This window comes from Candidatus Saccharimonadia bacterium, assembly GCA_035544015.1.
GTDB lineage: Bacteria > Patescibacteriota > Saccharimonadia > UBA4664 > UBA4664 > UBA5169.
Window position 1 is genome coordinate 14,206 of sequence record DATKIP010000095.1, and the last position, 24,065, is coordinate 38,270.

At 56.4% G+C, this 24,065-nt stretch carries 21 protein-coding genes; 10 read left to right on the top strand and 11 right to left on the bottom strand.

The window, feature by feature from the left end; all coding sequences use genetic code 11:
* Positions 1 to 168: 168 nt before the first annotated feature.
* Positions 169 to 1,581, bottom strand: coding sequence for a chromosomal replication initiator protein DnaA (gene dnaA, locus VMT30_08720; GenBank protein HVQ45010.1), 1,413 nt, complete (start codon positions 1,579 to 1,581; stop codon positions 169 to 171).
* Between the two features lie 496 nt (positions 1,582 to 2,077).
* Between dnaA and rpmH the strand changes: the two genes are divergently transcribed.
* Genes rpmH through VMT30_08740 form a run of 4 tightly spaced genes read left to right on the top strand, consistent with a single transcriptional unit; the run spans position 2,078 to position 3,846 of the window.
* On the top strand, positions 2,078 to 2,215 hold the full coding sequence (gene rpmH / locus VMT30_08725) for a 50S ribosomal protein L34 (GenBank protein HVQ45011.1): 138 nt from the start codon (positions 2,078 to 2,080) through the stop codon (positions 2,213 to 2,215).
* 4 nt (positions 2,216 to 2,219) lie between these two features.
* The gene (rnpA, locus tag VMT30_08730) at positions 2,220 to 2,567 is read left to right on the top strand and encodes a ribonuclease P protein component (protein ID HVQ45012.1); all 348 of its coding nucleotides are present in this window, start codon (positions 2,220 to 2,222) and stop codon (positions 2,565 to 2,567) included.
* A 26-nt stretch (positions 2,568 to 2,593) separates the two neighbouring features.
* Positions 2,594 to 3,394, top strand: coding sequence for a YidC/Oxa1 family membrane protein insertase (locus tag VMT30_08735; GenBank protein HVQ45013.1), 801 nt, complete (start codon positions 2,594 to 2,596; stop codon positions 3,392 to 3,394).
* Positions 3,394 to 3,846 (top strand): R3H domain-containing nucleic acid-binding protein, encoded by a 453-nt coding sequence (locus VMT30_08740; GenBank protein ID HVQ45014.1) that lies wholly within the window; start codon positions 3,394 to 3,396, stop codon positions 3,844 to 3,846. Before VMT30_08735 ends, VMT30_08740 begins: the two co-directional genes overlap by 1 nt.
* Here the strand turns inward: VMT30_08740 and VMT30_08745 are convergent.
* Positions 3,843 to 4,964, bottom strand: coding sequence for a glycosyltransferase family 1 protein (locus tag VMT30_08745; protein ID HVQ45015.1), 1,122 nt, complete (start codon positions 4,962 to 4,964; stop codon positions 3,843 to 3,845). The two genes, VMT30_08740 and VMT30_08745, sit on opposite strands and share 4 nt — an antisense overlap.
* The gene (locus VMT30_08750) at positions 4,961 to 6,022 is read right to left on the bottom strand and encodes a glycosyltransferase family 2 protein (GenBank protein HVQ45016.1); all 1,062 of its coding nucleotides are present in this window, start codon (positions 6,020 to 6,022) and stop codon (positions 4,961 to 4,963) included. The genes VMT30_08745 and VMT30_08750 overlap by 4 nt, the downstream gene beginning before the upstream one ends.
* Positions 6,023 to 6,056: 34 nt before the next feature.
* Here VMT30_08750 and VMT30_08755 point away from each other — a divergent pair, with 34 nt between their 5' ends.
* On the top strand, positions 6,057 to 6,869 hold the full coding sequence (locus VMT30_08755; protein HVQ45017.1) for an ABC transporter permease: 813 nt from the start codon (positions 6,057 to 6,059) through the stop codon (positions 6,867 to 6,869).
* Entirely contained in the window at positions 6,869 to 8,071 is a 1,203-nt protein-coding gene (locus VMT30_08760) for an ABC transporter ATP-binding protein (protein HVQ45018.1), read from the top strand. The genes VMT30_08755 and VMT30_08760 overlap by 1 nt, the downstream gene beginning before the upstream one ends.
* On the opposite strand, the gene VMT30_08765 is transcribed toward VMT30_08760, so the two are convergent.
* Positions 8,068 to 9,063 carry a glycosyltransferase family 2 protein gene (locus VMT30_08765; protein ID HVQ45019.1) on the bottom strand — a complete coding sequence of 332 codons (996 nt, stop codon included), beginning with the start codon at positions 9,061 to 9,063 and terminating at the stop codon, positions 8,068 to 8,070. The two genes, VMT30_08760 and VMT30_08765, sit on opposite strands and share 4 nt — an antisense overlap.
* Before the next feature lie 50 nt (positions 9,064 to 9,113).
* On the opposite strand from VMT30_08765, the gene VMT30_08770 reads away from it, so the two are divergent.
* The 4 genes from VMT30_08770 to VMT30_08785 all read left to right on the top strand — a co-directional run bounded on the left by VMT30_08770 (position 9,114) and on the right by VMT30_08785 (position 13,420).
* A complete protein-coding gene (locus VMT30_08770) occupies positions 9,114 to 10,634 on the top strand; it encodes a glycosyltransferase (protein ID HVQ45020.1) in 1,521 nt (506 codons plus the stop codon).
* A gap of 404 nt (positions 10,635 to 11,038) precedes the next feature.
* On the top strand, positions 11,039 to 11,284 hold the full coding sequence (locus VMT30_08775; GenBank protein ID HVQ45021.1) for a hypothetical protein: 246 nt from the start codon (positions 11,039 to 11,041) through the stop codon (positions 11,282 to 11,284).
* A complete protein-coding gene (locus VMT30_08780) occupies positions 11,281 to 12,501 on the top strand; it encodes a hypothetical protein (protein ID HVQ45022.1) in 1,221 nt (406 codons plus the stop codon). The genes VMT30_08775 and VMT30_08780 overlap by 4 nt, the downstream gene beginning before the upstream one ends.
* Positions 12,485 to 13,420, top strand: a complete 936-nt coding sequence (locus VMT30_08785) for a cohesin domain-containing protein (GenBank protein ID HVQ45023.1) — start codon at positions 12,485 to 12,487, stop codon at positions 13,418 to 13,420. The genes VMT30_08780 and VMT30_08785 overlap by 17 nt, the downstream gene beginning before the upstream one ends.
* On the opposite strand, the gene VMT30_08790 is transcribed toward VMT30_08785, so the two are convergent.
* From VMT30_08790 to gmd, 7 genes are all read right to left on the bottom strand, one after another.
* Positions 13,417 to 15,942 (bottom strand): glycosyltransferase family 4 protein, encoded by a 2,526-nt coding sequence (locus tag VMT30_08790; protein HVQ45024.1) that lies wholly within the window; start codon positions 15,940 to 15,942, stop codon positions 13,417 to 13,419. The two genes, VMT30_08785 and VMT30_08790, sit on opposite strands and share 4 nt — an antisense overlap.
* 86 nt (positions 15,943 to 16,028) lie before the next feature.
* A complete protein-coding gene (locus VMT30_08795) occupies positions 16,029 to 17,963 on the bottom strand; it encodes a hypothetical protein (GenBank protein ID HVQ45025.1) in 1,935 nt (644 codons plus the stop codon).
* Positions 17,960 to 19,930 (bottom strand): hypothetical protein, encoded by a 1,971-nt coding sequence (locus tag VMT30_08800; GenBank protein ID HVQ45026.1) that lies wholly within the window; start codon positions 19,928 to 19,930, stop codon positions 17,960 to 17,962. Before VMT30_08800 ends, VMT30_08795 begins: the two co-directional genes overlap by 4 nt.
* A gap of 3 nt (positions 19,931 to 19,933) precedes the next feature.
* The gene (locus tag VMT30_08805) at positions 19,934 to 20,287 is read right to left on the bottom strand and encodes a hypothetical protein (protein HVQ45027.1); all 354 of its coding nucleotides are present in this window, start codon (positions 20,285 to 20,287) and stop codon (positions 19,934 to 19,936) included.
* Positions 20,288 to 20,303: 16 nt separating this feature from the next.
* Entirely contained in the window at positions 20,304 to 21,236 is a 933-nt protein-coding gene (locus VMT30_08810; GenBank protein HVQ45028.1) for a GDP-L-fucose synthase, read from the bottom strand.
* Between the two features lie 5 nt (positions 21,237 to 21,241).
* Positions 21,242 to 22,405: a DegT/DnrJ/EryC1/StrS aminotransferase family protein gene (locus tag VMT30_08815; protein ID HVQ45029.1), complete on the bottom strand. Its 1,164-nt coding sequence runs from the start codon at positions 22,403 to 22,405 to the stop codon at positions 21,242 to 21,244.
* Positions 22,402 to 23,454, bottom strand: a complete 1,053-nt coding sequence (gmd, locus tag VMT30_08820; protein HVQ45030.1) for a GDP-mannose 4,6-dehydratase — start codon at positions 23,452 to 23,454, stop codon at positions 22,402 to 22,404. Before gmd ends, VMT30_08815 begins: the two co-directional genes overlap by 4 nt.
* Positions 23,455 to 24,065 lie beyond the last annotated feature (611 nt).

A 24,065-nucleotide genomic window follows, 5' to 3' on the forward strand; every position in this document is an offset into this window, starting at 1 on the left:
CTATACTGGGCGGGGATAACCTGTGACTGGTTCTGTGGTCGCTTGGGGGATGGGTCTGTGGACGACCGTTTGCCGCCTGGGGAATACCGGCTCACTCTCGGGCTTCTCCCACATCCCATCCACTGCTTTTCCCCAAAGTTTATCCCCTGGCTGAGGAAAACGCTTGTGCTAGATCGCCGCCGTATTGAGCCGCTCCCGGATAGCCGCAATATCGCTGCGCAAGTTGTCGTCGGCCTCAATGAGCCGCTCGATTTTCGTGACCGAATGCATCGCCGTGGTGTGATCCCGCCCGCCAATCGCCGCGGCGATCTTCGGGTAGCTCAAACCCAACTCCTCGCGCATAAGGTACATGGTGATCTGCCGCGGCACCACAATCTCTTTGTCGCGTTTGGCGCCGCAAATATCAACCGCGCCCAGGTCAAAATACGCCGCCACTCGGTCGATAATGGTTTTGGGCGACACCGGCCGCAATTTCGGCCGCGCCGCCACGTCCGCCGCCAGCAGCCGCTGAATGCGCGCCAGCGTCGGCTCGCCGCCGTTGTGCTCCACGTCCGCCAGCACCTTGGTGAGTGTACCCTCCAGCTCACGGATGTTGCTCTGTGCATGCCGTGCGATGTAGTCCACCACTTCCAGCGGCAGCACAATGCCCTTGCTCGTCGCCTTGCTCTGGATGATCGCCGACCGCGTTTCCAGATCCGGTGACTGAATATCCACCGTGATCCCCATCTCAAAGCGCGAAATGAGCCGGTCCTCGAGCATCACCAACTGCTTGGGCGGCTTATCGCTCGAGATAATAATCTGCTTGTTGGCCTGATGTAGCGCATTAAAGGTATGGAAAAATTCATCCTGCGTCTTCTCTTTGCCGGCCAAAAACTGCATATCGTCGATGATAAGCACGTCTACATTGCGGTATTTCTCGACGAAGCTCTCGTTTTTCTTCTTCGAAATCGACGTAATGAATTCATTCGTAAACCCTTCGATCGTCACATATTCGATCCGCTTGCCGGGGTCGCGCCGCAAAATCTCATTGCCCACGGCCTGCATCAAGTGCGTCTTTCCCAGCCCTACGCCGCCGTAGATGAAGAGGGGGTTGTACTTGGTACCTGGGCTTTTAGCCACCGCTTGGCAAGCCGCATGGGCAAAGTCATTGCTCGAACCCACCACAAAACTCTCAAACGTGTAGCGCGGATTGAGGTTCGACTGAGCCGGCGGGGGACTAGTCGGCATCGAAATCTGCCGTGGCGCGCCGCCAGCCTCGGAACCTCGACCGGCCACCGGCCGTTTCGCAGAACTCGCCGCCAGAGGCGCCATCGCCTTGGGTGCCGCAGCCGCCGACGTTCCCACTTTGTACTGCACTGTATGAATACTCTGGTCGGCTCGCATGAGCGCTTCCTTGATGCTGCCGTGGAATTTCTTCTCGAGCCACTGCTTGGTGATGACGTTGGGCACCGCGATCACCGCGCTGCCTGCCTCATTCGACACCAGCGAAGTCTGCCGAAACCAAGTATTAAAATTTGCCCCCGTAATAGACACCTCTAGCTCACCAAGCACAGACTGCCATAGCCCCTTTACGTCCCGCATGCCGCTCCAACTCCTAACATCTGACACCATCATAAAGAGCATGAGCCTTTTCCACAACGCTTACAATCAATCATTTTTCGTGGTCTCATTTATGCACAGAAATCATCTTCCAACAGATATACGATCGGTGGATAACCCTGTGATCGTTTGGGGACAACACGGGGACAAAACGCTTGTGACATGTGGATGATTTCTGAGGAATCCTCAGCCGCTGCGGAAATGCCCGGGTGGCTTGCGCGCGAACTCAACCCCGCTGCCATTCAGTGCTCCGCGTTGTCTGGCGCTCGCGGCGCCACCCGGGCAATTCCTTCGCGGCCTCATTGCCCCCCCCGAGCCCCCAGCCCGCGAAGGGAACAAACACCTAGCGCCGCGAGCGCCAGACCAGCATGCGCATCATGAAGCAGCCAGGCCGAGTTCGTGAGCAAGCTAGGTGTCTGTTCCCGCAGCGGCCCACCATATTGACTCCGGCCCCCAGATAGCGTAAAGTACCAAAGTTATGTCGAAGCGAACGTACCAACCCAAGAAACGCCGTCGCCAACGCGTCCACGGCTTTATCCAGCGCATGGCCACTCGCGCCGGCCGCCTCGTGCTAAAGCGCCGCCGCCTCAAGGGCCGCGCCCGCGTCGCGATCTAGTCTCGTGCTCGCGCGCGCCCACCGCCTGAGTTCCGCCGCCGACATCGCCCGTGCCTACAAACGCGGCACGTACGGCGGATCCGGCGGCATTTTGTCGGTTAAAGCCGTGCGCTCTGGTCGATCCCAGAGTCGCGCGGTCGTAGTGGTGGCCAAAAAAATCTCGAAGCGCGCCGTGGTCCGCAACCACATTCGCCGCCGCCTCGTCGAGGCGCTGCGTGAACACTGGGCGACAGTTTCGCCAGGTTACGATATAGTAATAAGCGTTCATAGCGACCTTACCGAACTTTCGGCCGCCAGCCTCGCGGGTCATCTCCAGCAGGCATTGGCCCGCGCCGGTGTTGCTATCATCTAATTCTCGGGAGCCTGTCCCACCAAGCCATGTTCAATACCATACTCGTCTACCCCATCTTCAACCTCCTAGCCATCCTCTATGGCTTCGTCCACGACTTTGGCTTCGCCATTATCATTCTCACGGCCATCATCCGCGGGCTGCTTTGGCCCCTCGTCACGCGTCAGCTTCACTCGCAGCGGGCGCTCCAGGAGCTCCAGCCTGAGCTCAAGCGCATCAAAGAGCAGGCCGCCGGCGATCGTACGCTTGAAGGCAAACTCACCATGGAGCTCTACAAGGAACGCGAAATCAATCCATTCGCCTCGTTCCTGCCGCTCCTCATTCAGCTGCCGATTTTCTTTGCCCTGTTTATTGTGCTACGCGACATCGTCAAGCCCGGAGAATTGGCGCATATTGTCTACGAACCGGTGAAGCACCTCGGTCCCATTGCCGACATTATTGCCAACAAGGCCGCATTCAAGCCCACCCTCTTTAATCTCATCGACCTCACCAAGGCCTCGCCCATCCTGGCCGCTCTAGCCGCGCTCGCACAGTTTATCCAAACCAAACAGATCACCCCCAAGCACCAGAAGGGCGACACTCAGGCTCAGGTGATGGCCGGTATGATCTATGTTTTCCCGGCGCTCACCTTCTTCATTGGCCTGTCGCTGCCCTCGGCGCTCCCGCTCTACTGGCTCACCGCTAGCCTCATCGCGGTGTTGCAGCAATACCTCGTGTTGCGGCGCGATGTCGAGGAGCTCGAAGCCGGCACTCCTTCCCCGAAACTCACCGGTCCCATCACCCCCGCTGCCGGAGTCTCCACCAAGACCAAAAAGCGGAGGAAAAAATAATGAGTGACACCCTCGAATTTGCCAAGCTCCGCCTCGAAGAACTCGTGGCCTTTTTTGGGGTAAACGTCCAGGTGGCGGCCGACGTGACTGATGACGGCATCGAACTCAGCATTGATAGCATTCCGGCCAGCCCCCGGCTCATCGGTCACCGCGGCGAAACGTTGCGTGCGCTCGAGTATCTCGTCAACCAAATGGTCAAAGCCCACGACGGCCTCGCCCCGCGCGTCATGGTCGACATCGCCGGCTACCGTGAGGCCCGCCGCCACTCGCTCGAGGAGCTGGCCCGCGACACCGCCGCCCGCGTCAAAGAATCGGGCGCCGAAGAAGAGCTCAAACCCATGAATCCCGCCGATCGCCGCATCGTTCACATGGCGCTGCGCGAAATCGACGGCGTCCAAACCGAGTCGCGCGGCGACGGCCACGACCGCCGCATCGTCGTGCTGCCGGCCTAGTACGCCGAGTTGCGGCCGCTGGCCGCCTGATACACCGCGAGCGTTTGCTCGGCCATCCGCCGCCACGAAAACTGCCGCACGCGGGCGCGCCCAGCCGTGCGCAGCCGTTCGGCCAGAGCCGCATCATCGAGCACCCGCGCCAGGGCCGCCGCCTGGTCTGCCGGCTCCCGCGGATCAAAGTATTCCGCCGCCTCGCCGTACACCTCGGGCAGGCACGTGGCGCGGGCCGCCACCACCGGCAAACCTTGCGTCATTGCCTCCAGCCCCTGCAGCCCAAACCCCTCGCTCAAAGACGGGTTCACGTAGGCTGCCGCCGCCCGGTACAGCGCCACCAGCTCGCCGTCGCTCACAAAGCCCACAAACCGTACCCGCTCACCCACGCCCAGCTCGGCCGCTCGTCGCTCCAGTTCGGACGTAAACTCATCACGCTTGCCGGCAATTACCAAGCCCAGATCGGCGTGCGACTCCCGCAGCGCCGCTAGCGCCTCAATCATCGTGCCAATGTTCTTGTACGGATAGGCGTTGCCCACGTACAGCACGAATTTTCCCAGCTTGCCGAATCGCTCCAGGGGCTCCGGCTGCGCCAGCTGCGGGTCGGCTGCGAGCAGAGTAGTGTGCAGGCGCTCCGCCCGCGCCCCAAATCGCCCCACCAGCTGGTCACGCACGTAGTCGGTGACGGTAATGAGGCCCGCCGCCAACCGCACGTCGCCGGCTAGCACCAGCCGGAAGGGGATTCGCTTGAGTCCCCGCAGCCACTTGCCCACGCCCCGGCCGCGGCTGGTGTCAAAGTCGAGCAGCGTCAGGTCGTGCACCGTCACTACGCGCCGGCCGCGATAGAGCAGGGGAGCATTGGGTGCCGTAAAGTGCACCACATCGGCCCGCAGTGCCCGCAGCTGCAGCCACAGTGCCCATTGCTCGCCAAAAGAATACGGATTAATGCTCGACTCAACTTTGGTGAAGTTAGGCACATTTGGCTCCCACAAGCCCCAATCGGCACGCCGTATCAAGACCGTGTAGCTGTTGTCGTGATCCGCCTGCTGCAGCTCATCGAGCAGTGCGTGCGTATAGCGGCCAATGCCGGTCCAAAACAACATGCGGGCGTCGATGACGATTTTCATTGGTGCGGCCTCACCCAGCCCAGTTGTTCAAAACGCTTACGCTGCAACGGAGGGAGTGCATGCACTAGCAACGCATCGATCGCCGCTACGCTCACTGCGCGCTGCGCCTGGATGCGCCATCGGCTCGCCAATATGCCCGGCATGTGCACCAATGCCGTCCCATTCGCGCGCAAGTTGCTGCCCAGTAGCCCCCGCCGCGCGTCGCTCACCAACATCATCGCCCAGCTCGCCCAAAATAGCGGCAAATACTTCCAATACAGCCACCCCGGCATGCTTTTGGTGTACAGGTAGCTAAAATTCTTCACGGTATGATACCGCGCAAATGCGCTGGGACGGCTATGGCCATCGGGTGCCCCGGTGCCCGCCTTTGCAGCGCCACCGTCCATGCGCGAGCTCGTCCCGCCAATGAAGTGTCGCACCGCCGCCGCCGGCTCGTATGCTACACCCCAACCAGCCAGCTGTGCCCGAAATGAAATATCCACGTCCTCGAAGTATGCGAAAAACCGCTCGTCAAACAGCCCAACCTCCCGCAGCATCGCCGTCCGGTACAAGCTTGCACCTCCCGACGCCGCAAACACGCGCCGATTCCCGGGGCTGTCATACTGCCCGCGATCCGCTTCGCCCCGCCCGCGGGGATAGGGGAATCCCCAAATGGAATAGAAGTCTCCCGTTGAATCAATGTGCTTGCCGTCCTGGGTGACAATCTTGCCCGCCACCATACCCGCCCGCGGATTGGCCTTAGCTGTGTGCACCAGTCTCTCAAGCCATTCCGGCCCGGCCACCGCATCGTTATTGAGGAGAGCCACGTACTCGGCGCCCGCTCGTAGAGCCGGCCGAATCCCGCGGTTCACTCCGCCCGCAAACCCAGCATTATCCGCAAATTCCAACACCTCCACGTCCGGAAATTCCCGCCGGATCAGCTCCACTGAACCGTCCACCGATCCGTTGTCGACCACGATCGCGCGGTGCGCCAGCGTTTGCTGGGCCAACGACCGCAAGCACTCGGCAAGCATATCCGCTCCGTTCCAGTTGGGGATGACCACGTAAGGTAATTTCATGATAGTACTGCGATAGATTATAATTCATTCAGTCATGAATCTGTCGAATATCTTCAGCCATCGAAACCGCGCCCTCTTGCGTGAGCTCGTGGCTACCGAATTTAAGTTGCGCTATCAAGGGTCGGCACTTGGTTATTTGTGGTCACTCATCCGCCCGCTGTTTCTGTTTGGCATTTTGCTCTTTGTCTTTGGGTTCATCCTCAAAATCACTTCAAACATCGAACACTACCCGGTTTATTTGCTCCTTGGCATTGTGCTGTGGAGTTTCTTCGTCGAAGCCACCAACAACGGCCTACAGTCGATCGTTGGCCGCGGCGACCTCATCCGTAAGATCAATTTCCCCAAATACATCATCGTCATTTCTGGCACCATTTCGGCCCTCATCAACCTCGGCATCAGCCTGGTCGTAGTATTTATTTTTATCCTCGGATCGGGCGTTGAGTTCCGGCCAATCGCGCTGTTATTTCCCTTGATTATCGTGGAATTGTACGCCCTGGCTTTGGCCCTGGCGTTTTTCCTGTCCGCGCTCTATGTAAAGTACCGCGACATCACCTATATCTGGGAGCTCGGTCTGCAGGCGGCCTTCTACGCCACCCCCATCCTCTATCCGATGTCGCTGGTGATTGGTAAGAGCCTATTCCTCTCCAAGGTCCTAATGCTCAATCCTATGGCTCAGATCGTTCAAGACGCCAGGTATGTGCTCATAACCCCGCAGACCACCACGCAGGCCCAGCTCACGCACAATTGGCTGGCCATTGCCTTCCCGTTCGCCGTCGTTGTGCTTGTGAGCATATCGGCCGGACTCTACTTCCGCAGCACGTCAAAATATTTTGCGGAGATCGTGTGATGACCGAACCCATTGCCATCTCACTGCACCGCGTCAGCAAGAATTTCAAACTCCCCCATGAGCAATACACCGGGCTCAAGCAGGCCCTTCTCAATTTCCGGCCCGGCCAAAAGTATGAGATCCAACATGTGCTCACCGGGCTCTCGTTTGATATCAAAAAGGGCGAGTTCTTCGGAATTGTCGGGCGCAATGGCAGCGGCAAGAGCACCCTCCTCAAGCTGCTGGCGCAAATCTACTCCCCGAATGTCGGATCTGTCACGGTGCACGGCAGCCTCACGCCGTTTATCGAGCTGGGGGTAGGCTTCAATCCCGAACTTACCGGCCGTGAAAATGTTTACCTCAACGGCGCACTTTTGGGCTTCGACCGCCAGCAAATGGGGAACTTGTACGACGAAATTGTCGAGTTTGCCGAATTGTCCGAATTCATGGACCAGAAGCTCAAAAACTATTCCTCGGGCATGCAGGTGCGGCTGGCTTTTTCTATCGCGATCCGCGCCAAAAGCGACATTTTGTTGATAGACGAGGTGCTAGCGGTGGGCGACGCCGCCTTCCAGCGCAAATGTTACGACTATTTCATGCTCCTCAAGAAGACCGATACCACTGTCATCCTCGTGACGCATGATATGAGTGCCGTGCGCCAATATTGCGACCGCGCCATCATGCTCGAAGACGGCAAGATTGTGACCGCCGGCTCACCCGAAGAGGTCGCACAAGCTTACCAGCGGCTGTTCTCCGAAGACGTTGCGGCCGCCGGCATGATCGAAGTTTCGGGGCCGGCTCTCGAGGCTGGTCAGACCCGGTGGGGTTCGGGAAAATTGCGCCTGGAGCGGGCGTCCGCCACTGTCGTCAAGCAAAACGTCGTATTGACCTGCCAGTTCAAATCGTACGAGGACCTGCCGCCCACGCTGTACGGCTTTACTGTGCACGCGCCGAACGATGCCGTCGTAATGGATGGCAACACCCGCCGGTCCAAGGTCAAGACCCCGCCCACCAAGGCCGGAGACCTCATCGAAATCACCTGGGAGTTTCAGAATATCTTCGGCGGTGGCCGTCATGCGGTGAGTGTAGCCGCTTGCGACATGTCTGCCACCAACTATTACGACTGGTTCAACGAAGCCATTTCTTTCAACGTGATTCGCGAGGAGCCCACCGGCGGTCTGGTGGCTCCAGAAATCCGCACTAGCCCCATCAAAGTCTCCTAGCCGCACATCAACCGCCTAAATTCGGCCGTATTCGACTTCCCAAGACGCAACAGTCTGCGCCGCTTGGCCCAAAACCGCGGCAGCAAGATCAGCCCTCTCAGCCGTCCTTTAATAATGGCTAAAGCTAGTCCGTAGCGTCTTTCGCGCACGAAATTAAAAACCCGCAACAGTTCCACCCAGGTCCAGCGGGGCAACGCCCTCAAAATAACCGACGCCGGGAAGCTCTTGAGCAGCACCAGTGGCAGGTTGCGGTGCACCATCGTGAGCATGAATTTGGGATTGCCGCCGCTGGACGCCGACCCCATATGGTAGGCCACGGCCTCGGCGCAAAAATAGTTTTCCATGCCCAGCGCCAGCGCCCGCGCCGACAGGTCGACGTCCTCGTAGTACATGAACAAGTCGGGGTCGAAGTAGTCGTCGCCAAAGGGTTGCCGGTCTAGGAATATCCGGGTATACATGGCGGCCGCGGCATTTACCCCAAATACTTTCCGGCTGCCGGAGCCGTCGTAGGGCAGGTTGTAGCCAATCTGGAGGGGCGCCGCCCGGCCGTCTACATAAATACCCGTAGAATCTACCAGTTCACGCTTGAAATAGTTCAGAGTCAGCCCCTGAAGGCACGCGGCCTGGGGATGCGCAGCGGCAAATGCTACCAGCCGACTGGTCCACTCTGGCGTAATGACGGCATCGGTATTGAGTGCCACCACATAGCGGCAGTTCTTGTCCTCCAGTGCCCGCTTGAAACCGATGTTGTTGCCAACCGCAAAGCCGTTGTTGAATCCAGTATCAATCACATCCACCTCCGGATGCGTCTTTCGGACGTGCTCGGCCGAACCGTCTTTCGAGCCGTTATCCACATAGATCGTCTGTAGATTTTGATATGTTTGCGACTTTATCGAGGCAAAACACTCATCCAATAATGCTTTGTTGTTCCACCCCAAGACCACGATTGCCACGCCAGGTCCGGATAGTTGGGTTTTTGCTACTGTGTCCATGATGTCTAAGTATAAGTCATCTGACGCTTTGCTTATGTATAATCAGACCAATGAAGATCACGCCGGCCAGAAAACTTGCGAAGGATTTGCTAAAGCGTGCCGGTCTATACGGACGGGTATCCGCCGCGGCCAGAAAATACCGCTACCGCGAATACACCAAATGGGTGGTCGAGCGCGAATCCCAAGCCGGTCCGGACTCGTCCGGTAAAACCAAGTTCAGCATTATTGTTCCAACCCACAAATACACTGCACGCTACCTGGAGCCGCTGATCGACTCCGTTGTCGCCCAAACCTACCCGAACTGGGAGTTGGTATTGGTGAATGCCTGCGAAACGGCCGCCGACGCCGAGCAAGTGCGTCGGGCTGCCAAGCGCGATGGTCGGATCAAAGTTGTGGAATTGGCCCGAAATCTGCACATCTCCGGCAACACTAATGCTGGCATTGAAGTCGCGACAGGGGGGTTTGTTAGCTTCCTCGATCACGACGATGTGATCGCGCCTTTTGCCTTGTCCGAAATGTCCGCCGCACTTGATTCTGACCACACCATCCAGATATTCTACAGCGATGAAGATAAAATATCCGAGGACGGGAAAGAACGCTTTTATGCCTTCTTCAAGCCAGATTTTGACCCTGAACTAATCTTAACTTCCAGCTATGCATGCCACTTTTTTAGTGTTCGTGCCAATTTAGCCAAAAAAGCCGGCGGCTTGCGACCGGCCTTCGACGGCGCCCAGGATTACGACTTTATCCTAAGGCTCCTCCAGTTCGACCCGGTAATCAAACACGTTCCGCGCGTTTCATACCATTGGCGGATGGCGCAGAGCTCCACCGCCTCGGTCATTAGCGAAAAAGACTACGCCGCTGACGCCGGCCGCCGGGCGCTGGGCGAGCACGTGAAGCGTCTCGGTCTTCCCGCCAACGTCGAAGATGTGCCTGGCCAAGCTACGGCTTACCGCCTGAAATATGACCTCCCTGCCGAGACGCGGGTGGCCGTCGTGTCGTCCGGCCCCACAATCCCGGGCATCGACGTCCTAACCCCAGCGCAAAGCGCTTCGGCACTCGACCGGTATGATCTACTTATCTATCTTGCCGATGGCATCGCGGCCACCGGGGGCGATTGGATCCGGGAGCTGGCCGCACGGGCCATTCAGCCGGATGTGGGCGTGGTTTCAGCGGCCGTCCTCAATGGTAAGGGCCTTGCGCCAGCCGGCTATGTAGTCGCGGCCGGCCGCTTGCAGCTGCTGACCCAAAACATCGTCGCGCCCGAGTTTACCCTATTAGGGCTGAGCAGCTGGCCGCGGTCGTTTATGGTGGTTCCGGAAGGTTGTTACGCTGTCAAAACTGCGCTACTACGCAACCTCGCCTCGGGTGCGCCCGGCTCCTGCCTGAACTTGTGTTTGAGGCTGCATCAGGCGGGTTTGCGCAACATTTTTTGGCCATATGCCCAATTGAGGCTCGCGAATTGCCCCCTCCCGCCCTCAACCCTGCCGCTACCTTCTGGACTCGAAGGCCCACCCGACCCTTCCTTCAACCCCAACTTAACCATAAAGAACCATCGCGCGACCCTCTAGAATCCTTTGTTCTTATGATATGATTGAGGCAATATCTTAGCCCGCGAGGGGTCAAAACAATGGCCAAAAAGCTACCGCCCAGGTCTCCCAAACCAACCCGACGCCAACTCCTGGTAACTGCGGGCGTGGTAGCTGTTGTCGTGATCATAGCGGGCGTCGCCATAGCCTCGAGGCGCACTTCTAGCACTGGCACCGTCCATCCTTCTCCAACGCCCACCCCCTATAGCTCGACTACTCCCCCGGCTCCCACTCCAGGCACGGCCACCTCGAATAGGCCCGTCCCCACGGCTACACCCCCGGCTCCTGCGCAGGCAACCACCATTCCTGTCCCCGCCGGCCAATTTCTCAATAAACAAACGGTCCATCTGAGCGAGCCAAACCCCGCAACACAGTATGGCTCGGGCATGGACTCCACCTGTGAAACAGTGGCCGGAGCCAGCTGTGGATTCGAGCTGACTTCCGCCACCGGGCAAACCAAGACCTTGGCCGCCAAACCGGCCAGCGCCGGCAATGGCGTTTACGTCGTTGAAATCCAGTGGGACGCCAAAGCGGTCGGGCTAACCGCCGGCACCTGGAAAATTCACGCCGTGGCTACCAAAGACGGCCAAACCGCCAAATCGGCCGACTGGCAGCTGACGGTGACACCATGATGACGGCCAGGCGTTTTTTGTTGGTCGTTGTGCTCCTACTGACTGGAGTGTCGTTCAATGCCACCATGTCCGCCCCCGTTCATGCCTATAGTAACGGCCGGCTCATGGACGATGCTGTGTTCGACAACACCTCGACCATGAACGAATCTCAAATTCAAGCCTTCTTGGCGTCCAAGGGTCCATGTCTGGCTAATTACCACGATGTCGATCCCAACTGGAACGGCAGTGCTTGGACCTACACCGGGAGCGTCAGTGCGGCCCACATCATCGCCAGGGCGGCAGCGGAATGGGGTATAAACCCTCAAGTAATTCTCGCCACCCTCCAGAAAGAGGAAAGTTTGATAACCGGCGGCATTGGCTGCGGCAATGTTGTGATGACATCAGCGATGGGTTATGGCTGCCCGGACGGCAATGCCCGCTATGACTACCCGAACATAAACGTGTTTCAGACCTGCGTAAGCCATGAGGGCTGGGCCGGTTTCTCACGGCAAGTCTGGTGGGGTAGCTGGCAGCTGAAGTTCAACAAAGAGCGCAGCTACGGCAACACCGGCTGGCAGGACAACGGCAACATCACGTACGGCGGATTCATGACCCAGGGCACGTACAAGCGCTGCGCGGCTACTTCGTGCGCCCCCACATTTTTCTCCGGCGACGTTACGATCGACGGTCAGGGCGTCCACCTCGAGACTGGCGCCACTGCCTCTTTCTACACCTACACGCCGCATCTCGGGCAAGCACTCCCAGGCATCTTTGAAAGCTGGTTCGGTCCCACGACCGGCGGCGCATCACTTACGGCACCGTTGTACCGTCTCTACAAGCGCAGCAGCGACCGGCACTTCTACACTGTTAGCCCAACCGAGCGGGACAGCGCCATCAGGCAGGGCTATGCCCTCGAAGGGGTGAGCTTTTATGTATCGACTTCGGGCGGGGGCAACCTCTCCGCCGTCTACCGGCTCTACAACCGCTCTACCGATTATCATTTCTATACCAACAGCCAAGACGAAGCCAACCGAGACACGGGCGTGGGATTCATCATCGAAGGTACCGGCTACCTGGCCAGTAATGGCGGCGACCCCGGTGTTTCCCCCGTTTACCGCCTGCTCAACAGGGGCAACCACATGCACTTCTTTACCATCAATGCGAGTGAGCGCGACCAAGCTGTAGCCAGCGGAGCTTACCTGTACGAAGGGGTAGCTTTCTATGCCATTGCGCCGTAGATTTGTAGCCTATATCGGGGCCTTGGCGGTGTTCGTGGCTGCCGGTACCTTGAGTCTGCCCGGCCGATCCTACGCGATCGTCCAGCAACTGTACCTCACCCCGGCCGCCGCATCCGTCCAAAACGGCAACAACATCTCGATCCAAATCCGGGTCAATTCCTCTGCCGACCTGGTGAACGCCGTCCAGGCCAACTTCACCTACAATCCCGCACAGCTGCAGTACGTCAGCGTCAGCGCGGTCGGCACCGCCTTCGACGTCGACGCTTCCAGCTCTATCGCCAGCGGCAGCATTCAGCTTGCCCGTGGCGCCACCACGTCCGTTTCGGGCGATAACCTCTTTGCCACGATCACCTTCAAGGCCATCGTGGGCAGCGGCTCTGCCTCGGTCAATGTGGCATCCGGGTCAGCTGTAGTGAGGACCTCCGACGCATCCAATATCCTCACCCAATCCGGCGGTGCGGTCTTTACCCTCACCCCGTCGCCCGCCATACTCTCCACGCCGCTTTACCGGCTCTACAGCCGCAAATCAGACCGCCACTTCTACACCATAAATCCCACCGAGCGCGATCAGGCCATTGGCGTCGGCTACGCGCTCGAGGGCGTCAGCTTCTACGTCGGCATCGCGAACGGCGGCAATCTGACCCCAATTATCCGCCTGTATAATCGCCAAACCGACTACCATTTTTATACCAGCAGTCAGGCCGAAGCCAACCAAGATGTGGGCGTCGGGTTTGTCATCGAAGGTACCGGCTACCTTGCCAGCCGCGGCGGCGATCCCGGTGTCTCCCCGGTGTTCCGCCTCCTCAACAAGAGCAACAACATGCACTTCTTCACTATCAGCACGGTTGAGCGCGACCAAGCATTGGCTACCGGCGGCTACATTTTCGAAGGCACCGCCTTTTACGCGGTTACACCCTAGCGAGCTTCCAGTTCCTGTAGCCGCTCGAAATAACTGTTGCTTGCGTAGTGCTTGATCATCTCCTGCGACGCTAGTCCCATCCGCTGGAGCTTCTCGTTGCTGGTCGTGGTCTTGTTGAGGATACGCTCCAAAACCTCCGCAAACTGGTCGATATCGCTATCATCAACTTCATATCCGTTTACGCCCGGCTTCAGTTGTTCCTCAAGCCCGGAGCAGTCGTTACGGAGCACCACGTGCCCCATATACATACCCTCGGCCACATACAACCCGAACGCCTCCATCAATGAGCAGCAAATCACCACGTTGCAATCGTGCATCACCTTCAGCGCCTCGTGCCGGCTGATGGTCGGCAAAAACCCAAACTTATCGCCTAGCACCTCGGTGCCGATGGTCTTGAGCTGCTCAGACAAATAGTCGTCACCCAGCCCGATAAATTTGAGCGAAAAGTCCCGATATTTCGACTCGTTCCCTACGTAGTGCTCGGTGAGGAATTTTGAAAATGCAAACAAGGCAACGGAGTGACCTTTGCGCCCGCCGGCCGCCACTCCTGAGATCACGAAATCCAGCTTTTCGAAGTCAGATTTCGCCCGTGGTTGCTTGTATGCCGCATCAACATCCGCGTGTAATTCAATTATTTCGATCGGGGACTCAAAGAAATCCTCATACTTCTTGCGCATCCTCACCGAGGGCACGCCGATCACCAGTTTTTTCTCGTTCAACAGGTGTCGGATTTTCTTGCGTACCCGCGAGCTGTCGAATTGCGCTTCGGGGTCGTCCTCGTGTACATACCAATACGCTCGCTTGAGGCCGCCGCTGGCCAGCAGGCTCAGTATGCCGTCGCGGTAGTTGCCGGGAATGGCCGAGGTGTTCATGAGCACGAAGTCATTGGGCTTAAGATTGAGCCTTGGCACCAGCGCGCGCGGCCCGATGCGCATATCCATACCGTCGATCCTGATGCCCATTCGCCGTAGCTTCCCGAGATGTTGCGAGTCGATATGGGGTGCCACCAACAATATTCGCCGCGGGCTCACCTGCTTGGCAAACTCGGCAATCATTTCTATCAGCGCCAGTGGGCCACCAGTTTGGTTGAGGGGGTGGGAAACGAATACGTACTGGCGCTCTTTCGAACGGTCCATGGCATGTCGTACGGTATAGTAGGCCTGCTTCACCGACGACCGCACTCCATAGCGCTGCACGTAGCCCTTCACCTGCCCAGCCTTCAGCGCGTGCCGCACACCGGGCAGCTTCGCAAGCCGGGCCGACAGCTGCCCGGTGTCCACCTGTTTCTTCACGCTGGGGTCCAGCACCAGATCGTCCGCCCGCGTCCCGGCCTCAATCCGCTTCGCCAAACCCTTGGTCATAGACTCCCAGAAGTAGCCTTCACGTAGCGGCTTCAGCTGCTCCTTGAGCTTCGCCAGCATTTCGGGCTTGTTGTACAGTTCAGACAGCTGCTCAGCCATTCTAGCGACGTCTGTTCCCTCCAGGCGGTAGGCGGCCCCCGCTTTGATCAAAGTCTCGCTCAGGGGGTCTCCGCCATTCGTGGCTATCGGGAGGTTACCCCACACGAAATCCATCACCCGCGTGCGCCAGGAGAATTGGTTCTCCTGGCCCGCGCTGTTGAGGCTGATCACGACGTTCGCTCGCGCGTACCACTCCGCCCGTTTTGCATAGTCCACCCAATCCACAAAAAACACCAGCTTGTCGGCTAGGCCGTTAGCCTCGGCGTATGCCACCGTCTCATCATATTGCTTGAAGAAGGTGGGGTTGGGATTAAACGGATTCTTGCCCCCCACGATCAATAATTTCACTCGCTTACCCCCGGCCGCCATCCGCTCCACCGCCTTCACCAGATTGCGAATATCAAACCAGGGGTACAACCCCCCGAACCACAGGATCACGAAATCCTTATCCTCAACCCCCGGTACCTCAGCCGGTTTCACCGCCTCCGAGTTCTCGCTGACGATGCCAAATGGCAACACCTCGATGATTTCTTTCGAATACGTAATGGGATTAATCCGCCCCAGTGCCGACAGTACGCCAGTATAAAAAGTTTTCTGTGCGTCGTTGGCGCACAGAAAGTGATCCCCGCGCCCCAGCGCCAGATCAAACCGATTCAGCTCGCGCATATAGGCAATATATTCCTGTTCCAGGTGCTCCGACTGCCGCGCGGAAATCTCCACAAAAATCGGTACGTATGCGTCCAGAATCAGCTGCACGCGGCCGCCGATTTCCTTCGTCACAATCCCCGACGGTTCGCCCATGCAGTAGCTCATGATTACCGTGTCGTAACGGTTGACCAGCAAGCCAAGGTTCTCGTTCGACCAGTTGGTCAGCTTCACTCCCTCGTATTCCGGAATGGTTTGGCGGAAGCTCTCATGAATCGCGACCGTTACGTCGGAGCCATTTTTCTGCAGCCCAGTCGCCAGTCCCCAGGCGCGCATCCCGCCGCCCTCGATGGTCTGAAATTGCTCCGTCGGTACGGGACCATAAGAAATTACCAACGCGGATTTTGTGGTTTGCATGACCTGTCTTTATGTCCCATCACAGTAATATGATCTGTCTCTGCAGGATATTATACCAGGCCAAAACCTACGTGCGCGGTCGGCCGCTAATGGACGCTATAGATGTAAAACGCGTTAGCGGGGTATGTTACGGTAACGTCAAGCTTCAAGCAAGGCTCGCCTAGAGGTAACTGGCTGGCGATACGCTGAATGTGTTCCTTAAAGGGGCTGGCACACGGCCGAAAATCTACCGAATACGAGTCCGGGCTGTTCAGCCGGAAGCCCTTAACCGCCGGATCACCAATCCCATAAATGGCGTGCGCATACCGGTTATACACGTTCGTATACTTTCCGTCAGGGTCGAGCTCTTTCAGGTAAGCCATTTGCGGGTAAAGGAATGTGCCGGAATACGAATGCAGGCCGTATGCCGCAAGTACGTTCGTCGAAGTCATATTCCCCATGTAAACCCAGCCGCTTTGAGTCCCACCCGGATCGCTTTTGGCCGCATCTCCGAGCCGCGAGTGGGTCAGCTCGCCCAGCCCCACATACAGCGGGTTAACCGCTAGAGACGTAAATAAACTCAGTCCCAGCAGGACCGCGCCCATAGCCAAGAGGTGCCGCCGCAAAGCCAGATAAACGATTAGGCCAACCGTTAGTGCCAGCAATCCAAATACCCGCACGCGCGGCGAGTAGAGCGGGAAGTTATGGAGAATCGTGTAGCCCACAATCATCTGCGCCACTACCGCCAATCCCCCGAAGCCAATCGCCCAAGAGCGTGGCAACTTAGACTGCCGCAGATGTCGCAGCACCAAAACGAGCTGCAAAAAGTTCAGCACCCCCAAGCCTATCTTGAGCCGGTCGTGTGGGATGCTCGAGAGCAGAAAGACCTTAGCCAGTACCTCCGGCATCGGCAGCAGCATGCGGGCTGCAAAGATAACCAACAGCACATTCACAAACAGCAGCGCATAATCGAACTGCTTGCGCGCCCGCCGTTGCCGTACCAGCAAAAAGATCGACGGAATAATCAGGTACGGCCAGAGGTAAATAAAGCTGGAGTCCTCGCTCTGGTTAGAAACATAATGGCTCGCCCGGCCGAGATCCTGAAGCCGGTTGTCCAAAAAACCATCCATAAATAAGTAGGGCGGGTACCCACCGCTGGCCGCCACCCGGTGGCCCGGGTAGACCGTCCCGGTGATCGCCGAAATAGTCTGGCTGCGCGTTACCACAAACAGCCCCACCATCACCCCGCACACCACCACCGCCACCACCGCCGGCATCAGCTTCTTTACTATCAGCCGCCATGTCAGTAGCTTGGTTTCTTCAAGTAAAAAACCCATACACAAGGCAGCGGCGGCCAGGGCGCACGGGATTTGGAATGGGGGATAGATCAAAAGGGCAAAACATGTTAGTACATAGGCCAAGGCTAGTGTAAGCCAGACGGTCTTTTTTCGATCCACCGAGCGTATGAGGTGTATAAAAATAACCGAAGCCAGGATGCAATAGGCGATAGAGCCGAGTGTTCCCGTCAAATACCACCACTGGACAAAGGGCGAAAAGAATAAACTAGAGGACAGAAAAGCCGCCACCAGTCGGCGCCCCGGCAGTAGTATAAGGGTCAAAAAGTAGGCCGAGACAATGAGCAGATAACCCAATATCCACCACTTCAGGGCAAAAGCTTGCTCAAGCGGCAGGACAAAAAACGAGAGATTCTGAGGCTTAAAGATCGCCGACCAGTCCTTGGCAGGCAGGTCAGCCAAAATAGACGCATCAAAACCATCGCCAATCATCGGGTCAATTTGAGGGTAGCCGAAGTGCGACTGCGACACCGTCAACGGCGTTCCCACCATCCATTCATCCGATCTGATCGGCTGAGAAGAGCCGAGTAGTAGATTTTTATCCGTCCCCGAACCGTAGAGGAGCTGGTGATACATGCCCACCGAGCTGCCGCTAATGCGCAACGCCGACAGAGCGCAGATGACCAGCAACGGGAGTATCGGAAAAAGCCAAACGCTCTTGGGAAAACTCCTCAAATAGCCCTTCATTTTGCATCATCTCCAATAAGCCGAACCGTGATTATCTTCTCAAGGCTAGCCGCAGCAACGGTGGACTTTAGCTCGCTAATAGTTTCTTGATTGGTAAGAACCTCTAATTTATCCAGGCCCCCGCAATCGGCTCTTATGTCATCCGTGTGTTCCGCCGGGTTGGCAGTAAAATTAAAAACCCGACGAGCCGTATCGAAGCAGGTACTGGACGGCTTATTGGTTTTAAGAGCCATGGTAGCAAAGTCCGATTCAGCGGCTTTGCCGGGAATAAAATAGATCGTATAGGATGGCTGGTTGTAGGTTGTGGCGAGCGTTGCCTGGAGCCCAGCATAAACCGACTGCTGAGTTTGCGGGGATATATCTCGATGACCGCTGAGATAGCGTATGGTGGCACCGACGGCAATTTGCGGGAGAAGCAAGAGCGAGAAAAACACGCCAGTAACAATCATTGTGGAATACATATAATCGTTTGATATGCGCTCGATCGTCCAGATGAAGCCAGCAATCGCAATGGGAACCGCTAGAACTACTACTGCCGTCATGACCTTGAAGTAGTAGTAGGCCAGCTGCCCCGTGAAGTGGAGCTGTATGCCGTAAAACACGCTCGCCAGTGCCAGTAAACAGGCCATTATTATCAGATTGGAATTTAAGGCAAACCGAGCCTCGCGCACTATTCTTGCCAGACACAGGGCAACCCCAATTGCGATGAGGAGGTACACAAAGTTGGTATATGTCGGCGTCCCCCCCGGAAGCACAATTGCGTGCAAGAAACTCACCGAAGTTTTATCTGCTGCTATGACGTAATACTGCACCAGCAGGGCTCCGCCCAACAAAATATAAAGGGGCAGATACGCAAATATGCTACCGCTAATGCGACGGAGTACTTGGCTAAGCCTCGAACCTTTTATGTACAAGGCGACGACAACGGCGCCCGCAAGCAGTACGGCAGGCAAAAGCAATAGCCAGGTTAGCGAGCCGCTTATTACCAAAATTGCTGCCATGGGCAGGGTTTTTTCTAGAGCCGGTAAGTCACCCGGCTGTTTGAGCTGAAGAGCTACGAGCATTAACAGGAGGAGAGATGTGAGTTGCGGAAAGAAACTATAAAAGCCAGAGCCAAACATGTCTACCAAAAATGCAATAACCGTAATGAGCGAAAGTATCGCTAGTAGCACCGCGCGAATCAGCGGCGCTTTAGGGCCGCGTTCGTGTTTGCCCGCGAACACAAAAGCCGATCGAACAAACACATACACCAAGACAAAGAACCAGAAAAACTTCGTCACAACATAGGCCATTACGGTGTCTAGCCCGGGCTCAATGCCCGGGTTTACGGCCTTTACGAGGATGGCATTGGCGGAGTGCCAGCCGGAAGGATATGTGGCCGAGCTTCGAAACGTAGTAGAAATGTTGGTATGAAACAAGATCCCCCGGTCGAACTGTACGCGATCGTTTAGTAGCTGAATGTGAGCCAGGTCGTCAACATTGCCGTTGATTGAGTTGAGTATGCTGGCCGGGTTCATCGTTTTGGTTGTTATTAATGGCAGAATGGCAATGCAGGTAATAATGAGCGTAGCGATCATTATTGCTACGAGGTCAGCCGCAGGCGCAAAGCGTACCTTCGTTTTTGCGGAGGGGGTAGTCATTCGCTTGAGCGAACGCGTCGTTAGCGCATTCAGAACGAGCAGAAACAACACACAGGCGGGGGCCGCCGCCAATAAGGGGAAATTATGATTAAACACCCAAGCCATGAGAGCAATGCACTGTAGCAAAAGAGCGTAGAAAAACGGCGTAATCAGTATTATGAAAACGGCGCTGTCAAAAATATCCCGCGACAAACACCGACTAATAAGTTGGTATGTTAGATACAGCGAGACCACAATGGCTGCCAGCGTAAAATTACCCAACAGACCGGCCGCCAGGTAGACCAGCCCTAGGACAACATATGGGCGCAGGACGGCTAATCGCATCATGAACTATTTCTTTACATTCAAGATAATAACGCCCATCAGTATAAGCCCAATGGCCAGAATCTTGGTGGCCGAGAACGCCTCCTTGAGCACCACAAATGAGGCAAAGAAAATTACCACATAAACCAAACCCGTAGCCAGCGGAATGATATACCCGAGGTCGTTTTTGGAGATTAAGTATAGATAAAGCACGAAGCTAACGGCATACAACGCCAGCCCACTCAAACTGTAAATATTAAAGTGAAATTGCAGTTTATTCTCAGCCAGGCTAATGGGCAGACCGCCCGTAGTCCCCAACTTCAAAACTACGAGGCCAAGTGACGTCGATAGGACATAGAGAACTAAGATTAAAGTCGACATACAAGTATTGTACCTTTTATTGGCCGGAGAGGTACCATTCGTAGGTACGCTTTAGCCCATCCTTGAGCTCTATGCTGTGCTTCCAGCCCGCTTCGTGGAGCTTCGATACATCGAGCAGCTTCTTGGGCATGCCATCGGGCTTGGTGGCGTCAAACACCAGCTCGCCTTCGTATCCCACCAGCTCCTTAACTAATATCGCCAGTTCTTTAATCGAAACGTCTTCGCCGGTACCGATGTTCAGGAACTGCTTCTGGTCGTAGCTCTCCAACAGCCACATAATGGCGTCCGCAAGGTCGTCGACGTGCAGGAACTCCCGACGGCTCACGCCCGTCCCCCAGATTACCACTTCCGGAGCGTTGCTCACCTTGGCCTCGTGCATCCGCCGCAATAGCGAAGGGATAACATGCGAGGTCTCCGGATCAAAGTTATCATTCTCGCCATACACGTTTGTCGGCATGCAAGATATAAAGTTCATATGATGTTCATCATAAATGAACTCGCACAGCTTCATTCCGGCAATCTTCGCATATGCATAAGCCTCATTCGTGGGCTCGGGCCGCCCAGTCATGAAGTATTCCTCTTTCATCGGCTGTGGCGATTCGCGTGGGTAAATACACGAGCTCCCGAGGAAGACAAATTTTTTCACGCCCGCCTCTTTGGCCGACCATATCAAATTGTTCTGGATTTGCAGATTCTCGTACAGGAACTCGGTCGGGTAGGTCATATTAGCCTTGATGCCCCCCACCTTGGCCGCGCAATCAATCACGTAGTCGAGCCGCTCGTCTGCAAAAAACTTACCAACCGCCGCCGAGTCCATTAAGTCTAGTTTAGCCCGGGTCCGGACGATAATATTGGTGTAGCCGGCTGCTTCAAGCCTCCGCTTGGCCGCGGCACCCACAAGTCCGCCGTGTCCTGCGATGTAGAGCCTAGCCGTCTTGTCGATTGGCATGGCGATTATTTCCCCAGTAACCCGCAGAGAATATCGAGCTCCGCGTCGGTCATTTCCGGATTGTTGCCGAAGTAAAACCCGTTCGCGTGCACCAGGTCAGAATTTGGCCGCGGGGATACATCCTGGACATACTTTTTGTAAAATGGCTGCTTGGTCATATTTCCGGCAATCACCGGCCGGATCTCTACTTCAGCGGCGGTGAATTTATCTCGATACTGCTGGGCTAGCTCGGGTGTTTTGCAAATGATTGGCATCGAAAAATTCGACACTATCTCCATGTGGGATAAATCATAGTGGTGGAAGTCGTCATTCTGGTTCATGGCGTCGCAGAATCGATCAAAGTTACCCACACGCTTAGACACAATTTCGTCCCAAAACTTGACCTGGATGTTGCCGATGAACCCGTTAATTTCGGTTGGCCGGAAATTAGAGGCGAGGTCGTAAAAAGTGTACTTCGCGTAGAAAGCGTCGACTCCGGCCTCTGTCCGCAGCTTCTCCTGTTTTTGGGGGGTGAGATTACGGTCCCAACCGTGCGCTCGCGCCATCACGAGCTGATCGTGCAGCTCATCGTCGTCGGTGCAGATCATGCCGCCCTCAATCGTGGACATATGGTGGCCCACGAAGAATGAGAACGTCGAAGCCATACCAAAGTTACCCAGCAGCTTGCCGCCGGCTCGGGAGCCCAAGGACTCGCAATTGTCCTCAATGAGTGTGATGCCCTTCTCGGCGCAAAGCTCAGCCAGGCGCGGCAGGTCGTCGCAAAATCCCAGGACATTGGTGAGGAAGAGCGCTTTCAGGCCTTCTGCCTTTTCCTCAAGGTGATGGGGCGAGACATTGAGCGTCTCGAGTCGGCAGTCAATAGCTACGGGCTCAAGCCCCAGCTGGATCAACGGCATCACATTAGTGGGCCAGGTGAGGGCCGAAAAGCCCACCTTGTCGCCGCGCTTGAGTTTACCCAGATTCATCATAGCCTGAATCAAAAGCAGGTTGGCGACGCTCCCGTTACCCACGTATACGGCGAACTTCCGCTCCTGTTTGGCGGCAAACGCCTGCTCAAAGCTTGCGCACTGCTTATTCATGCTCAGCATGGACTCGTTCAAGATAAAATCAGCCAACGCCCGTTTGGTCTGGGCCTCATGGTGAAAGCTGGATTTGATCAGTTTGATCATTTCGCCAACCCAGCTAACTGGGTCTCGACCGTAAGGTCAGCCGTAACCATGAGCTCAACGAGCTCCTTGAATTTGACTGTGGGTTCCCAGCCCATCTGCTTCTTGGCTTTCGAGTAGTCACCAATCAGCAGCTCCACCTCGGCCGGCCGAAAGTAGGCCGGGTCGATTCGGATTATCGTCTTGCCCGTCTTCTCGTCGACCCCAGTCTCGTCGAGGCCCTTATCTCGCCACACGAGGTCAAACCCGAGCTGAGCGGCGGCTACTTCTATAAATTCTCGCACGCTGTGGGTCTCATTGGTGGCCAGCACGTAGTCATCGGGCTCGTCCTGCTGGAGCATCATCCACATGCCCTCCACATAGTCCTTGGCGTAGCCCCAGTCCCGCTTGGCATCCAAGTGACCCATGTAGAGCGTAGTATCAATGCCCAGCTTAATGCGCGCCAAACCCCGGGTAATCTTACGAGTGACAAACGTCTCACCGCGACGCGGGCTTTCATGGTTAAACAAAATCCCGTTGCAGGCGTACAGCCCGTAGCTCTCTCGGTAATTTTTTGTTATCCAGTATCCGTACACCTTGGCTACGCCGTAGGGCGAGCGCGGGTAAAATGGCGTCTGCTCGGTCTGCGGAACCTCAACGACCTTGCCGAACATCTCCGAAGAGGATGCCTGGTAGAATTTGGTCTTAGACCCATTCTCTCGGATGGCATCAAGGATGCGCAACGTCCCAAGGCCAGTCACATCGCCGGTGTATTCGGGTATATCAAAACTCACACGCACATGGCTTTGGGCGGCTAAATGGTATACCTCGTCGGGCTTCACTTGTTCGATGATCCGCGACATATTACTGGCATCAGCGACGTCCCCAAAGTGAAGGGTTAAGCGCTTGTGACTCTCGTGAGGATCTTGGAAAATATGATCGATCCGGCCGGTATTGAAGGTCGATGCCCGCCGCTTCACGCCGTGGACCTGGTAGCCCTTCTCCAGCAATAATTCCGCTAAATATGATCCATCCTGGCCAGTAATGCCGGTAATTAATGCGATTTTACTCATGCGCAATCCATCCTCTGTATGATTATCGAGAAACGTACCCTTATAGATTAAACCATGCGCCGGGCTAAGTATAATAAATAGGAGCTCCCCGCGCCGCATTGGCCATCGCCAGGCGCCGGTCGGCTCCCATGGTTTGGTCGCTCGTGACTTCGACCCGGGCCCCGGAAGGCGTATTGCATCCACGAAGGTATCTGACGAACCTCCGTCGCCACCTCGACGGCACATCCGGAGGCGACGAGCGCCGTGATGGTTCCAAGCGCCAGCCTCTCGCGCAGGCGGTCTTGCGGGAGTGCCGCGGTAGTACGTTCATGTCGCAACTCAGGCATCGGAATCTACCCCATCGTTGATTGATGGCGTCGACTACTTTTTTCCCGTAATATTTCAAAGTATGAATGGACGCATGACCGGTGGAGCCGGGCCCAAAAGTAATCTCGCCCATACGACGGTGGATAATAGCGGCATTATTCCCTGCTATAGCCCTCTCAAAACAAAACCGTCATAAACCATATTTAAACAGCCTTCCGGCAATATAGCCGGTAAAGGCCTTTTTTGTGTCTTCAAAGGTAGAACGCTGAATATTGGCTACAGCTTGCTTGGTGGTGTTCCAAACA